12 protein-coding genes and 4 pseudogenes are annotated in these 12,138 nt (G+C 66.7%); 9 read left to right on the forward strand and 7 right to left on the reverse strand.

Features of this window, described 5'->3' with window-relative positions:
• Window positions 1–1,110 (reverse strand): DUF6192 family protein, encoded by a 1,110-nt coding sequence (locus OG295_RS39240; protein ID WP_331738629.1) that lies wholly within the window; start codon window positions 1,108–1,110, stop codon window positions 1–3.
• A 931-nt stretch (window positions 1,111–2,041) separates the two neighbouring features.
• Complete coding sequence (locus tag OG295_RS39245; RefSeq protein WP_331738631.1) at window positions 2,042–2,545, reverse strand: hypothetical protein; 504 nt, start codon at window positions 2,543–2,545, stop codon at window positions 2,042–2,044.
• A gap of 350 nt (window positions 2,546–2,895) precedes the next feature.
• On the opposite strand from OG295_RS39245, the gene OG295_RS39250 reads away from it, so the two are divergent.
• Together OG295_RS39250 and OG295_RS39255 are read left to right on the forward strand one after the other, a co-directional pair.
• Window positions 2,896–3,120 carry an SCP2 sterol-binding domain-containing protein gene (locus tag OG295_RS39250; protein WP_331738633.1) on the forward strand — a complete coding sequence of 75 codons (225 nt, stop codon included), beginning with the start codon at window positions 2,896–2,898 and terminating at the stop codon, window positions 3,118–3,120.
• Window positions 3,121–3,549: 429 nt separating this feature from the next.
• Entirely contained in the window at window positions 3,550–3,948 is a 399-nt protein-coding gene (locus OG295_RS39255) for a hypothetical protein (protein WP_331738635.1), read from the forward strand.
• Here the strand turns inward: OG295_RS39255 and OG295_RS39260 are convergent.
• Window positions 3,898–4,770: pseudogene (locus OG295_RS39260) on the reverse strand (transposase); the annotation flags it as partial. The gene OG295_RS39255 and the pseudogene OG295_RS39260 overlap by 51 nt on opposite strands.
• A gap of 554 nt (window positions 4,771–5,324) precedes the next feature.
• On the opposite strand from OG295_RS39260, the gene OG295_RS39265 reads away from it, so the two are divergent.
• On the forward strand, window positions 5,325–5,642 hold the full coding sequence (locus tag OG295_RS39265; protein ID WP_331738639.1) for a hypothetical protein: 318 nt from the start codon (window positions 5,325–5,327) through the stop codon (window positions 5,640–5,642).
• Between the two features lie 126 nt (window positions 5,643–5,768).
• On the opposite strand, the gene OG295_RS39270 is transcribed toward OG295_RS39265, so the two are convergent.
• On the reverse strand, window positions 5,769–6,170 hold the full coding sequence (locus OG295_RS39270) for a transposase family protein (protein WP_331738641.1): 402 nt from the start codon (window positions 6,168–6,170) through the stop codon (window positions 5,769–5,771).
• A gap of 54 nt (window positions 6,171–6,224) precedes the next feature.
• The gene (locus tag OG295_RS39275; RefSeq protein WP_331738643.1) at window positions 6,225–6,491 is read right to left on the reverse strand and encodes a hypothetical protein; all 267 of its coding nucleotides are present in this window, start codon (window positions 6,489–6,491) and stop codon (window positions 6,225–6,227) included.
• A 797-nt stretch (window positions 6,492–7,288) separates the two neighbouring features.
• Between OG295_RS39275 and OG295_RS39280 the strand changes: the two genes are divergently transcribed.
• Both OG295_RS39280 and OG295_RS39285 read left to right on the forward strand, forming a co-directional pair.
• On the forward strand, window positions 7,289–7,846 hold the full coding sequence (locus tag OG295_RS39280; RefSeq protein WP_371681505.1) for a hypothetical protein: 558 nt from the start codon (window positions 7,289–7,291) through the stop codon (window positions 7,844–7,846).
• 43 nt (window positions 7,847–7,889) lie between these two features.
• Window positions 7,890–8,456 (forward strand): YrhB domain-containing protein, encoded by a 567-nt coding sequence (locus OG295_RS39285; RefSeq protein ID WP_331738650.1) that lies wholly within the window; start codon window positions 7,890–7,892, stop codon window positions 8,454–8,456.
• A gap of 545 nt (window positions 8,457–9,001) precedes the next feature.
• Here OG295_RS39285 and OG295_RS39290 read toward each other — a convergent pair.
• Window positions 9,002–9,298, reverse strand: coding sequence for a hypothetical protein (locus OG295_RS39290; protein WP_331738654.1), 297 nt, complete (start codon window positions 9,296–9,298; stop codon window positions 9,002–9,004).
• A gap of 329 nt (window positions 9,299–9,627) precedes the next feature.
• On the opposite strand from OG295_RS39290, the pseudogene OG295_RS39295 reads away from it, so the two are divergent.
• A pseudogene (locus OG295_RS39295) lies at window positions 9,628–10,057 on the forward strand (transposase family protein); the annotation flags it as partial.
• A 67-nt stretch (window positions 10,058–10,124) separates the two neighbouring features.
• Here the strand turns inward: OG295_RS39295 and OG295_RS39300 are convergent.
• Window positions 10,125–10,556, reverse strand: a complete 432-nt coding sequence (locus OG295_RS39300) for a VOC family protein (RefSeq protein ID WP_235486387.1) — start codon at window positions 10,554–10,556, stop codon at window positions 10,125–10,127.
• Between the two features lie 447 nt (window positions 10,557–11,003).
• On the opposite strand from OG295_RS39300, the gene OG295_RS39305 reads away from it, so the two are divergent.
• From OG295_RS39305 to OG295_RS39315, 3 genes and pseudogenes are all read left to right on the forward strand, one after another.
• The gene (locus OG295_RS39305; RefSeq protein ID WP_331739025.1) at window positions 11,004–11,297 is read left to right on the forward strand and encodes a transposase family protein; all 294 of its coding nucleotides are present in this window, start codon (window positions 11,004–11,006) and stop codon (window positions 11,295–11,297) included.
• Between the two features lie 220 nt (window positions 11,298–11,517).
• A pseudogene (locus OG295_RS39310) lies at window positions 11,518–11,623 on the forward strand (transposase); the annotation flags it as partial.
• Between the two features lie 167 nt (window positions 11,624–11,790).
• Window positions 11,791–12,099 (forward strand): annotated as a pseudogene (locus OG295_RS39315) (transposase); the annotation flags it as partial.
• Window positions 12,100–12,138: the final 39 nt, after the last annotated feature.

A 12,138-nucleotide genomic window follows, 5' to 3' on the forward strand; every position in this document is an offset into this window, starting at 1 on the left:
TTACTGGCCGCTCAGAAGACGGGCGAGCTCGCCGTCGACGTCGACCTTGCCGGTGTCGACTGCGGTCTCGATCCAGTCCAGCGTCGCGCGGACGCGGGCTACGTTCTCGTGGACGATCGTCTTCTCGTCCTCGCCGAGGTGGCGGTCCCGCAGCCCCGGAACCGCCCTGCCAGCCGCGGCGACGAAGGAGTGGCAGGCCGTGACCAGGTCCATGAACTCCATGGTCCGCTCGATATGGCGGACCGCCGGCGCGATGGGACTGGTGCGTTCGAAGTGCTCGCGAGCCTGGCGGCCACGCTCGACCTGAGCGTGATTGACCTCGTGGCGGGCCCGGTCATCGGACATGGCCTTGAACGCGACGTCCGGCCGGCGCAGGAGACCTGTGGTGACCTCGGTGGCCACCGACTCGTCCCGGGTCAACTCTTCCACGACCCGGACCTTGTCCTCCCTGCTGACCTGGGCCGCGACCGACGGCCGCCTCAGGAGGCTGGTGGTTACCGCCGCAGCGACGCCTTCGTCGCGGGTCAGTTCCTCTACCGCCCGGACCTTGTCCTCCGAGCTGACCTGCGCGGCCACGTTCGGGCGGCGCAGGAACTCGGTGGTCACCGCCGCAGCCACCTGCTCGTCCCGGGCCAGAGCGTGGATCGCGCTGACCTTCTCCTCAGGCGAGACGGGGGTTTCCACCTGCTGGCCGACCCGGCGGCTGGCGTCGTCGACCGACCAGCGTGTCTTGCCCTTGGGTGGATTGGAGATCGCCAAGAACCGCTCGTCCTCGTTTTCGATCCCGGCCAGGATGCGGTGGACCCTGAACGAGACGTCGGCCCGACGGTGCTCCTTCGGCCACCGTGAAGCGGCCCACCTGGCGGCAGCCACTGTCCCGAAGGACAATCCGATGTCCTCCGCCAGCCTGGTCAGCGACTCACGGACGACCGGAATCCTCTCGCCCGCGGTCCGTCCACCGCGTTCACGCACCGGCTCGATCTCCAAGGAGCGGTCCCCGATGACGAACGACGCTCGGGACTGCTGTTCAACCACTTCGCGCAGCTCAGCGACGATCTGTTTGTATCGCTGTTGGCTGACGCTTCCGACCTCGATGTGATCTTCGGGCATTGGCTTTCACCACCCCGAGCGGACCGGGCACGGCTCCAAAGGCCGTGGCGGAACGCGGTCCGCTGCCCTCACAGCGTCAGACCGAAAATCCGTTGATCGCAACAAACCCCGTGGAATTGAACGGAGTTGGACATAGCGTGACCGGATGGGCGTTCGCGCTGCGGTTACTGTGACCGTTCGCCGAACAATTCGTTCCGGGCCCGCCAGGCCCTCACCTTGCACCGGCCCGAGCAGTACATCGCGTTCGACCGACGGTCCACCCCCGCGATCCACCGCGCCCCGCAGACGGTGCACTCCACGACGCCGGCCCCGTCCCGCACCGCCGCGAGGCGCTTGCGCAACCTCTGCTGGCGGCGCCATGACCTGGAGCGACAGGCCGACGAGCAGAACACCGCATCCGGACCGGCCACCGGCGCCAGCACCTCGTCACACACCTGGCACCGACGCTCACCAACCCGGACAGCGGCAGCAGACACCCCACCAGATTAGGCCGTCAGAGCAGCCAAATCACCGGATCGGAAACAAGTACTGAGCGTGGATTCGCCCGGCGGATCGGTCGGGCGATCCGGCAGAACTCCGACGGGCGGGCCGCCGTCGCGGCACCGGGCACGGTCGCCGCGACGAGATGGCCCGGCAGCCGGGTGTCCGGCCGACGGCCCCGACGGCGCCAGAACCGAGATCGGTCCTCTCGAACACCAACGAGTCCCAGAACGGTGCATCGGTCTGCATGACCAGCACCATCACCGTCCACAACCTGCCGCAGCGCGGCTGAGCAGCGTAGATGGCGGTCGACTCGGCTCAGGCCAGCGCGGCTGCGGAGCGCACGGAGGGAGACGGGCTCTCGGTCGCGGGCCGCTCCCATGGCAACAGGCCCGCTTGTCGATGTCGAGCCAGGTGACATGCTCGCTGTACCCGTCGTGCTTGTCGTCGATCACGCACTCGACTCTGGGTCTGTGTGAAGCGGCTCTCTGGGGCGTTGTGCGTGGACGCGGCGCACGCGCTTCACCGTCACCGCCGCCGGGAGACCGGCAAGGAGGAGGGACAGCCCCACCGGGAGCACCCCGGCCCACACCGTTGGTGAGACATACGCGGTGCCGGATGTGCCGTCCACCAGCCACGCGCGGACCGGTTGCGAATCGATGTCGCCCTCGACGGGGACTTCGAACGACGAGCCGCCGTCGTCCGGGGTGAAGGTACCCGAGCAAAACGTCGACGTTCCCGCATTGGCCACGGTGTTGTCGTACGTCCGGCAGTCGGCTTCGGTCACGGTGCCGGGCTCGCCCCACAGCGCCGCCCGAAGCTCTGCGGTGAAGTTCGTCAGTACGACGTAGGCCAGAAACAGCCCGACCAGACAGGCCAGCGCCAGCCACGGGGCGGGTCCGACCTGCTCCCGCCTGCTCTGTTGCCCGTCCAGAACGTTCCCACCCTCGCTCATCCCCACCCTCGGATCGCCGACGGACCTCCATGGTGACCCATTCGAGATGCCCTCGGAAGCCCGCCATGACGTGCCGGTGGGCTCGCACGATCGTTGAGTCGACCGACACCAGCCGACCGATGTCGTCGGCCGCGGCCTTCTCCGCCCGGACCGCCCGCGGCAGCCGCGAGAACGTCGCTGTCGGGTCGTTTCGGCAACGCGTTGAGGTGCCGCGCCAGACGCCGCGGCCCCGGCCTTGATCCGCCGGATAGGTCCTGGGTGCGAACTCGCATCACCGCTGGTCACAGATCCCGCCTCTGGGCGAGCGCCGTACATGGCGAATCCCGCCACCTAAAGCGCCCAGTCACAGGATGGAGAAGTACACGCTGACCATCAAGGACCAGGGCCGTACCTGCGACGTGAAGCAAGGCGAGCGCCCTGACGGCGAGGTCACGCTCATCATGGGTTCGGAGACCCTGAACGCGATCACCACAGGGAAAGTGCGACCCGAGGAGGCGTTCTTTGGCGGCAAGCTGCGCTTGACGGGCGACCCGCAGCTTGGGCTGAAGGTCTGTCGGTCGTTCGGTCCGGCTTGATCGGCCACCAACATGATGGCCCTCAGCTGCTGGGCGGCTGAGGGCACCACTCCATGCCCGACCCTGGAAGAGGGGTGTGAGGGAGGCGTCGCGGATGGCGCTCAGGTGGTGTTCGACGTGTTGCAGCTCGACGGCCAGGAGGTCCTGACCCGCCCGTACGCCGAGCGCCGGACCCTGCTGGAGGCCCTGTCAGCTTCTCTACACCCTCCGAAGTCACGCCCGGAGCCTACGCAGCCGGTACCGCCGGGTTGGATTCCCTCAATCGCCGCGCCGCTGCTCGTCGGTGGTGTCGGGGGGTGCCCCTATGGGTTTCGTCAAGCGGTGGGTAACGTCCGTGACGGCTGGTCTTGAGCCGGGGAGAGCCTGATTGACCAGGGGCAACGGCTTTGATCGTTGAGTCGGCGTTGTGGAACCGAAGGGGTTGTGCGGATGAGGGTTCTGTTCTTTCCCGATGAGGATGGGGTGGACGTCTCGGGCGGTGCGGCGGATCTCGTCGTCCTGGCCCTCGCCCTCGCCGCGGGAAAGGGCGGCACGGAAACCACCACCTCGGCTGAACCGAGCTTCGGGGGCACTGAACTGGCTTCCGTCGAGGTGGTGAGCACCAGCGGCCCGGGTGTCCGTATCCGAGTTGATTCGGAGCGCAGCGCTCTACTCATCGAGGGTGACCGGCGGGGCTTGACGGCTCTCGCTGACGAAGTTCAGTCGATTGCGGAGATGGACGACGGCGGGCACCAGCACATCGAGTACTTCCCGGATCACTACTACCTTGTCGCTGGGTCACTGGCCATGGTCGTAAACAGTCCTCATGGCGGCATGCCGACTCGATGAACGACTGATAGCAGTGGCTGGCTGTGGTTGGTAGAAGGTTCCGTCGCGGAGCATCGCGAAGAGGACGTCGGCCCTGCGTCGGGCGAGGCAGAGCAGGGCCTGGGTGTGGTGCTTGCCCTGACTGATCTTCTTGTCGTGGTAGGCCCGGGAAGCGGGGTCGGACAGGGCAGCGAACGCGGAGAGGAAGAAGGCCCGTTTGAGCTGCTTGTTTCCTCTCCTGGAGGGCTGTTCGCCACGAATCGAGGAGCCCGAGTTGCGGGTCGTCGGAGCGAGACCCGCATAGGCGGCGAGGTGGGCCGCGGAGGGGAAGTTGCTGCCGTCGCCGACGTCGATGAGGATCCGGGCTCCGGTCCTGATGCCGACTCCCGGCATCGAGATCAGGACCTTCGAAAGAGGGTGGGCCTCCAGTAGTTCTTCGATCCGCCCGGCCGGCAGTTTGCGCTGGTCGAGGACGGCGGTGAGGGAGCCGGCCAGGCTTGGGACGATCAGCGCGGCCGCCTCGGTGCCTGGCACCACCACGGTCTGTTCGTCCAGCGCGGTGAAGATGTCCTCGACCAGTCGCTCGGCCATCCGCGGGGCTTTCGGCCGCAGCAGCGTGACCAGCCTTCGTCGGCCGGCTTTGCGGATCTGGGCCGGTGACCCGAACCGTTCCAGCAGGGCCAGAACTGCCGGGTGCTGCAACCGAGGCCCGAGCACCCGTTCCAGCGATGGATGGACCTGCGTGAGCAGGCCGTGGAGCCGGTTCGCGACCCGGGTCGCTTCGCCGGCCAGGTCGTCGTCGAACCCGACGATCATCTCCAGCCCGGCGATCCCGCGCTCGGCCGGGCCGCGGTCGAAGCGGGGCACCGCCCCCGGCGGATCTTCTGTTCGCCCGAGTGCCGGACCGCGGCCCGCGGCAGCGAGAAGGCGATGGAGAGCCGGACCTGCCCGGTCTGCGACGGCACCTTCGACTCACCCAAAACCATCCGGCAGGTCTACTGTTCCCCGACCTGCCGCAGGGATGCCGAACGCTACCGAGACCAGGCCCGCGAGCAGGACCGGGCCCGCCGCCTCGGCGAAACGCCCCACCCGCCCGCCGCCTCGCCTCCCGTGATGCCCGGCCTGCCGCCGACGGCCAAACCCGCGACACGATCCGCCTACCGCCAGGCCCCGGAACGGGACCCGCTGGAGCCCACCGCAACCCGCGACTGCCCCCACTGCCAGAAGCCCGTCACCATCGTCGCTCTCCTCGCAACGCCGGAAGCCGCCCGCCCCTCCATGCCGACCGGCATTCCCGATGTCGTCCCACTCCGCAGGGCTCCATGACAGCGCCATCAACTTGCCGGCAGCCCGGAAATCCGGCTGCCGACTGCAGGCCCTGATGGCAGAGTCTGCCCATGGCATTCCTACGTTGTGAAGCGGTCCGATGGGTCGATGACGAACCCCAGCCCGGCCTGGTCGAGGTCCGCTTCACAGACGCCCACCACCAGCAGTGGACGTTCGTCGACAAGTGGCCCGTCTTCGCCGGAGGGGACGACTTGGTCCCCGGCACCCGCTACCCCGTCGAGGTCGGCATCCTCTGCGACATCCTGACGACCGGCAACACCGCGGACACTTCGGACACAATCAAGATCTCCGTCACTCCTTGGGGACTCGAATCGCTCGAAGGACACGTCGAGTTCGAAGTGCGGGCTGATCAATTGACCACCAGCTGAGGTTCACGACTACCGGGCCCCGCCGACCTGACGGCCGGCGGGGCCCACGCATGCTCTCCGGCTCCCCACATTCCCCACACCGTTCAAGCGGCGACGAAGTGAGGCGAAGAGCGACAGCGGCCGTTTTCAAGGCTGTGACCGCGCTTCCGTGATGACTACCGCTGGATGAGGATTCGGGCTCTCAGCACGCGGAACGAGGCTCGGCCGTACATCTGCCGCTTGACCGTGTGACCTGGTGAAACCCTCAACCTGCTCAACGAAAGTCCGCCGGCGACACATGGGCATTTCGCAGAGGAACCGCCGCACCCGTAGTCGGACGAGCACCTCTCGGCCGCCGACAGGCTGATCGGCCAGCCGCCGCCAGTACCGGCTGTGAACCCGCCGTGCACCGTTGCCACAGTCCGGACAACGGCCAGGCGGTCCACTACCAACCGCGTCCACAAATAGGGTGCGGCCGGCGACATGCACCCGCTCGATCCTCAGCTCGATTCCCGGAAACAGGACGTCCGACAGTTCACGCAACCCCATACAGAAGTTGTGCCGCGACGAAACGATCCGGCATGCCAGCTTCTGCGGTGGCGATCAGTAGGGGCGCTTGATGTCGTGAGCCTCCAACGCGCTTTCGTAGCAGGCCAGCAACTCGTCGAGGTTGGCCAGCAGGATGGTGGCAGCCTCGTGCGCGTCATCGACGTCGCCCTGGGCGCAGGCTTCCACGATTTCAGCAACGTCGCCGCGCATGATCGACAGTGAGTCCCCCTGGATCAGCACGCCCGGGAAGTGACGTGGCGGCAGGCGGACAACCGCGTCGTTGCCTGGATCCGTGAATAGCTCAGCCTCAATGAGTTCCATCGGGTCATCCAACAGCAGACGCTGGACCGCATCCAGCCGTAGCCATCACGGAAGCGCGGTCACAGCCGTTTTCAAGAATCCCCATCATCCCAGGGCAAGTGAACCTCCTGGTAGGTCGCTATGTGCTCTGTCTTCACGTTGGGCACGCTCGTTCGGCACCCGGGTCTCGACGACGGCCGGTCGCGGCGGGTGTGCTGCAGGCGCTGGTTGAGGTGGTGCGCCAACTGCGCGAGCTCGGCCCGCACAGTCCGATTAGCTTGTACTGCATACGGGCATCGTGAAAACATGCAACCGTTCAACAGGTGGACGAGAGTGGCGATCGACGTCACTCGCTATGTGTGCGAGCAACACCTCGCAGACCGGAACTTCGAGTTTTACGGTCTCCAGGCTGCTGAAGCGCTCAACTACGGGCCCGGCAGCATCTACCCCGTCCTCCGCCGACTTGTAACCGCTAAATGGCTACTGGTCCGTGTGGAGGGAGCCGACGAGCCGCTTACCAAGGGACGGCCACGGCGGACCTACTACCGAATCAACCCGGACCAGCTCGGCGCGGTCCGCCAGCGCGTCGCCGAGCTTGACGCGCGGGAGCGCTCATCGCGGCGGTCGCCACGCCCCGCTTCCCATCCGATGCCCGCGCCCAGTTCCGGGCCCGAGTTCGGGAGGGTGGAAGGGTGAGTTTGATCTCGAGCGTGGTGCGGTTTACGCGCGACTCTGAGAGCAGGATGGTGCGCCTCGCGCTCGCGGGCACCGTAGCGGTCGGGCCCGTCTCGTGCATCTGGGGATCACCTCAGTCCCCGGTGGCCAATTTCAGCATCGGTGTGAAGTGGACGTGGACCCTTGGAATAGGTCTCGGTCCGCTGCTGTTGCTGCTGCTCGGCGACACGGTTGCGCTGATTTCTTGGGCGACACGAGATCTCCGGCGGTGGGCTGCGCCCTTGCTGCCGCTGGTGGGAACAGTGGTGCTGGCAGTTCCGGCGGCCGCCTTCCCGCCGCGTGCTCGTCGTCAGTGGCTCTCTGGAGTGCTGGAGGCATTCTGGCTGCGCCGGGAACACGGGTTCACCTGGATTCGGGTGCTTTTCAGCTTCGTGGGTACCTGGCCATTGGCCCTGTTCTACGAATGGAGGGACTACCTCACCAGTCGACCCAACGACCTGGACCTGGCGTCCATCAGCGAGAACGCCGGGCCCCAACCGCCTGAGAGCTACTGGAAGCGGCACCGTACGGAGATTTTCTGGGCGGCCGTCTTCGCGGTTGCGGCGGCCGTGGGCTACGAGGCGCTCACCGAACTCATGCACTACAACGGCTACTCCTGGCCATGGGAGACGCAGTGGTCCCCTGAGACTCTGTCGGTGTGAAATCGGCTGGTCTCCGTGCGAGGCCGTGCGCGATGCTGCACTCGTGATCGATCGAGAAGCCGCAGTCCAGATCGTTGAAGAGCAGCTGGCACGCGACTATGAGACAGACCGCGCGTTGCGCGCGGACCCGATGCTCATGACCATCGCGGGAGTGGAAGAGCACGAGCTGGTGTGGATCGTCTCCTGGACGTCCGAGGAGTACCTACGCACCCGGAATCCGGACTTCATGCTTGCCGGGAACGGGCCCTACTTGGTAGATCGACTCGACGGAAGCCTGCACCAGATCGGCGTCGTCTCCGCGGTGATCGATGGGTGGCAGGAGGACTACAGAACCCGTATCCGGGGCCAGGTTGTGCGGACCGCGGTGGATGATCTACACGATGAGGTCCGTGGTGTTGCGGCTGCTCGTGGGCGGATCCATGCAATGCACATCCTGCATCAGAGGTTGCCGGTGCTGTCTCTTGCCGAGGTCATCGAATACGTGGGCGCCTTGAAGGACGGCATTGTTCCGGATCATCTTGCAAGGATCGCCAAGAAGGAACTGGTGCCCTCTGTCGACCCGGTACTGGCTGCGACGACCATCCGTGGGGCCGCATCGAATACTGACTGACCTGGTGTCAGCTCTGCCGGCAGGTGGCGATGTAGTCGAACCAGTCGAACCAGTCGAACCAGTCGCGCCTGCCGGGCATCCGAACAACCGCTCAAGGGCGACCCTGGTACGCCACGAGTACGGAGAGGGCATCTCCGTCTCGCAAGCCGCGCAGACCACCACTGCCGCACGCCCGCACGCCGCAACCCCCTGTTCTCCTCTCTTGCGCATGCCCGGACCCCGATCGGGCACGCCTCACGCGGCAGGGTTGATTCATAGTTGTCGTGGCCACAGGTTGTTGCTGGTCAGGGCGGCCTGAGTAGGTCGAAGGGGCGGGTGTGGGGCGCGTAGGAGACCTCGCGCAGGCCAGCCGCGATGCTGCGGTTCCCGGCCTGACGGAGGGTGTCGGTGCGCGAGCCGCGCGCGGTCTGCGGTGTCCCGGTGCGACCCGCGTCCGGTCGGCGTGCCTGCGGGCCTTCGGGCAAGCCGAGTGCCTGGTACAGGGCCGTGAGGTGGTCGCGGGCGGCGAGGGCGTGCCGGACGGTGCGGCAGAGCTGTTCGCTCCGTTACTCCGACCGCTCCGGCCAGCGCCTACCCCACCCCTTGACCACCCGGTCGCCGACGGCGAGCGACCGATACGTCCGGCTGTTCACCTCGATGCTGAGCTCCCGCCCCTCGTCGGTGCGGATGTGCATCATGTAGTGGCCCGTCGGGCCGTAGGTACCGGTCGAACTGCTCACCCCCCGGCCGGTGACCACCCCGGTGTAGGCGTCCTTGCTCTCGCCCAACCCGTGCGCGGCGATCATCGCCAGGACCATGGCGAGCGGGCCGATGGAGAGGAGCATGACAACGGTGTTCGACATGTGCGATCCCCCTGCATCGACGACGGCACAGGCCATCCACGGCAGCGTACCGGTCTTGTGGACGCCAGCCCAGAAGGCGTACCCAGAGGGCTGTTCGGCCCCGGTCCGGGGCCAGGGCTGCCTCCTGGGCCGGGTGGTGGGCGTGGTGCAGGTCACCGGAGGGTAACGGGACTGGCGAGGCCGTCACGAACGCAAGGAGGCTCCGGTTGACGGGGTGGCCGACCAAAGTCGCCCTGCATCACCGGAGCCTCGATGTGCCGCCAGTCTGTCACCGTCTGCCTGATCAAGTCGCCCAGCCCCGCCACACGCGAACTGTCCGTGTTGACGGATCGGTTGACGGCTCTGCCCGACCCGCTCGACAGTCAAAGAACTACGTACTCCACCAACCACCAGGTCGTCATTGACGCGGATGCCCGCCTGGTCGTTGTGGTCGGTGAGGCTTTGCCCGGCAACCGCAACGACTGCCGGGCACGGGAGGAGTCTGGCGCGAAGGCCGCCGTTGGCAGGACCCTCACGATGGCCGACGGCGGCTATACGGGCACCGGCCTTCTCATGCCTCACCGCCGCACCCCGGGCGAAGAGTTGCCGGGCTGGAAGCGCGAGCATAATCGCTCGCACAAACAGGTCCGGCCCGCGTCGAGGACGTCTTCGCCCGCATCAAGACGGAAGATCCTCCGTGACTGCCGTCTCAAGGGCGACGGCGTCCGACACGCCATGCTCGGCATCGCCCGACTGCACAACCTCGCTCTCACGGGATAGGTCCGGCCATATGTGGGACCTGAGAGGTCCCCGGGAGACGGCTCCCCCTCCCAGTCTCGGAGGAGAATCAGGCGAGGCAGAACTCGTTGCCCTCGATGTCCTGCATCGTGATGCACGACTCGTTGACGCCATCGGCGCGCTGCGTCAGCACGTGTTTCGCGCCGAGCGCCATCAGCCGTGCGCATTCGGCCTCAAGTGTGGCCAGGCGCTCGTCACCCACGAGGCCGGTGCCGACCCGCACATCGAGATGCACGCGGTTCTTGACGACCTTGCCTTCGGGAACTCGCTGGAAGAGCACGCGCGGGCCCACACCCGAGGGATCAGTGCACGCGAAGTAGATCTCATCCTCAGGCGGCAGCGAGTGGTGGTACTCCTCCCACGTGGTGAAGCCCTCCGGGACTGTCGGTACGACGTACCCCAGCACCTCGCACCAGAAGGCGGCGAGGCGCGCAGGTTCCGCGCAGTCGAAGGTCACTTGGAACTGCTTGATCATTGACATCGGCGCACGATAACAGGGGCCCTGCTCATCTCCGCGGGCGGGTGGATCCACACGTTGCCGGGAGGACGGCCCTGCCATCCGCTGCTGTGTCGTGCGGTCACAGGGGTGAACCGAGGTCGGCGCCTCTCCCAAAGGGTGGGACCCAGGATCCGATCTCAGCCGACCAGTCTCGTGCCAAAGATCAGTTACGGCGGACAGCCCTTGCGAGCTCGTGCATGGTTGGCGGTGCGACGCTGGATCGTGATCCCTGATCATGTTCGTGTGGTGGGGAACGGGTGTCGTGCGGCGATCATCAGCGACCGGAGGATCACGGGGTTGTCGGCCGATGTGATCGCCGAACTCGTCGCCGAGATCGGCCCGCTATGACACGAACGGCACCAGGCGAGACTGGACTCCAAGCCACGGAATCGGGCCGTCGGCGCCGGCGCAAAGGACCGGCTGGTCTTCATCGACGGCCTCCTGGCCACACTCGTCCACCTTCGCCACGGTGCCACCCACGACGTGCTGGCCTGCTGGTTCGGCGTCGACCGCTCCACCATCACCCGGGCGATCGGCGAAGTGCGGCCCCTGCTCGCAGCACGCGGCTGCACCATCGCGGCCGGCCTCCTGCTCCGCACCCTCGCCGAGGTCATCGGCCACCTCGGAGCCGGCGGACAGACCGGGATCATCGACGGCATCGGGTGCCCGGAGAGGGCGATCAGCCGGCGCCGCGGGGAGGTAGTGAGCACGGACGACGGGTAAACCCGCCTGCTGGACACCGCCACCGGCCGCCCCCGCGACGCCCACGCCTATCCCACGGCCAAGCAGGCTGGCGGTTACTGGTCGAACACGGCGACCAGTCCACGGGGCAACTACCTCATGGTCGAATCCCTGGACGAGAACCTGAAGTCCAGCCTGACGGCCTGGGAAACCCGCACCAGGGGCAAAAGCTCTCGACGAGTGCCGGCGGACCCGCCTTCCTGGCGCCAAGCACTGGATGCACATCCTCACCGAAATCAAGAACCGCGGCGTGAACGACGTCCTCATGCTCGTCGGCGACGGCCTGAAGGGCCTGCCGGACGTGGTCGAGTACCTCTTCTTCACCGACGTCGACGTCTTGTCGGGGGCGTACCTCGGCATCCGAACACCTTCCGTCGGGGGCGTTCGCAACCACTGGCCGCGCTTCGCAAGTCCCTCACCTGGGACCAAGGCTCGTTGTGGTTCATCGATGCCGGAAACATGATCGTTCCCGATTCCGGCGATCGTGCGGTTGCGGGAGAACGGCTGGGAGGAGTTCAAGCCGTTCCTCCGGTTCGACACCGAGATCCGTCGCATCGTCTGCACCACCAACGCGATCGAGTCCGTGAACGCCAGGATCCGGCGGGCGGTCAAGGCCCGCGGGCACTTCCCGAACGAGACCGCAGTGTTTGAGTGCGTCTACATGGCGATCATGTCGCTCGACCCCACCGGGAATGGGGCAGGCCCACTGGAGCTGCGTTGGAAGACCGCGCTGAACGCCTTCGACATCACCTTCGGCGGCCGACTCTCCGCAGCCCGCCAGTAACTCCAACCACCCTCGTTACACCGTTCGATTGACAAACCC

The sequence above is a fragment of the Streptomyces sp. NBC_01276 genome (genome assembly GCF_041435355.1).
Taxonomy (GTDB): Bacteria; Actinomycetota; Actinomycetes; order Streptomycetales; family Streptomycetaceae; genus Streptomyces.

Bases quoted from the DNA above. Each gene is read 5' to 3' on its own strand.
- OG295_RS39255 (WP_331738635.1), top strand. From the start codon at position 3,550: ATGAGGGTTCTGTTCTTTCCCGATGAGGATGGGGTGGACGTCTCGGGC.
- OG295_RS39240 (WP_331738629.1), bottom strand. From the start codon at position 1,110: ATGCCCGAAGATCACATCGAGGTCGGAAGCGTCAGCCAACAGCGATAC.
- OG295_RS39245 (WP_331738631.1), bottom strand. From the start codon at position 2,545: ATGAGCGAGGGTGGGAACGTTCTGGACGGGCAACAGAGCAGGCGGGAG.
- OG295_RS39275 (WP_331738643.1), bottom strand. From the start codon at position 6,491: ATGGAACTCATTGAGGCTGAGCTATTCACGGATCCAGGCAACGACGCG.
- OG295_RS39265 (WP_331738639.1), top strand. From the start codon at position 5,325: ATGGCATTCCTACGTTGTGAAGCGGTCCGATGGGTCGATGACGAACCC.
- OG295_RS39290 (WP_331738654.1), bottom strand. From the start codon at position 9,298: ATGTCGAACACCGTTGTCATGCTCCTCTCCATCGGCCCGCTCGCCATG.
- OG295_RS39250 (WP_331738633.1), top strand. From the start codon at position 2,896: ATGGAGAAGTACACGCTGACCATCAAGGACCAGGGCCGTACCTGCGAC.
- OG295_RS39270 (WP_331738641.1), bottom strand. From the start codon at position 6,170: ATGGGGTTGCGTGAACTGTCGGACGTCCTGTTTCCGGGAATCGAGCTG.
- OG295_RS39300 (WP_235486387.1), bottom strand. From the start codon at position 10,556: ATGTCAATGATCAAGCAGTTCCAAGTGACCTTCGACTGCGCGGAACCT.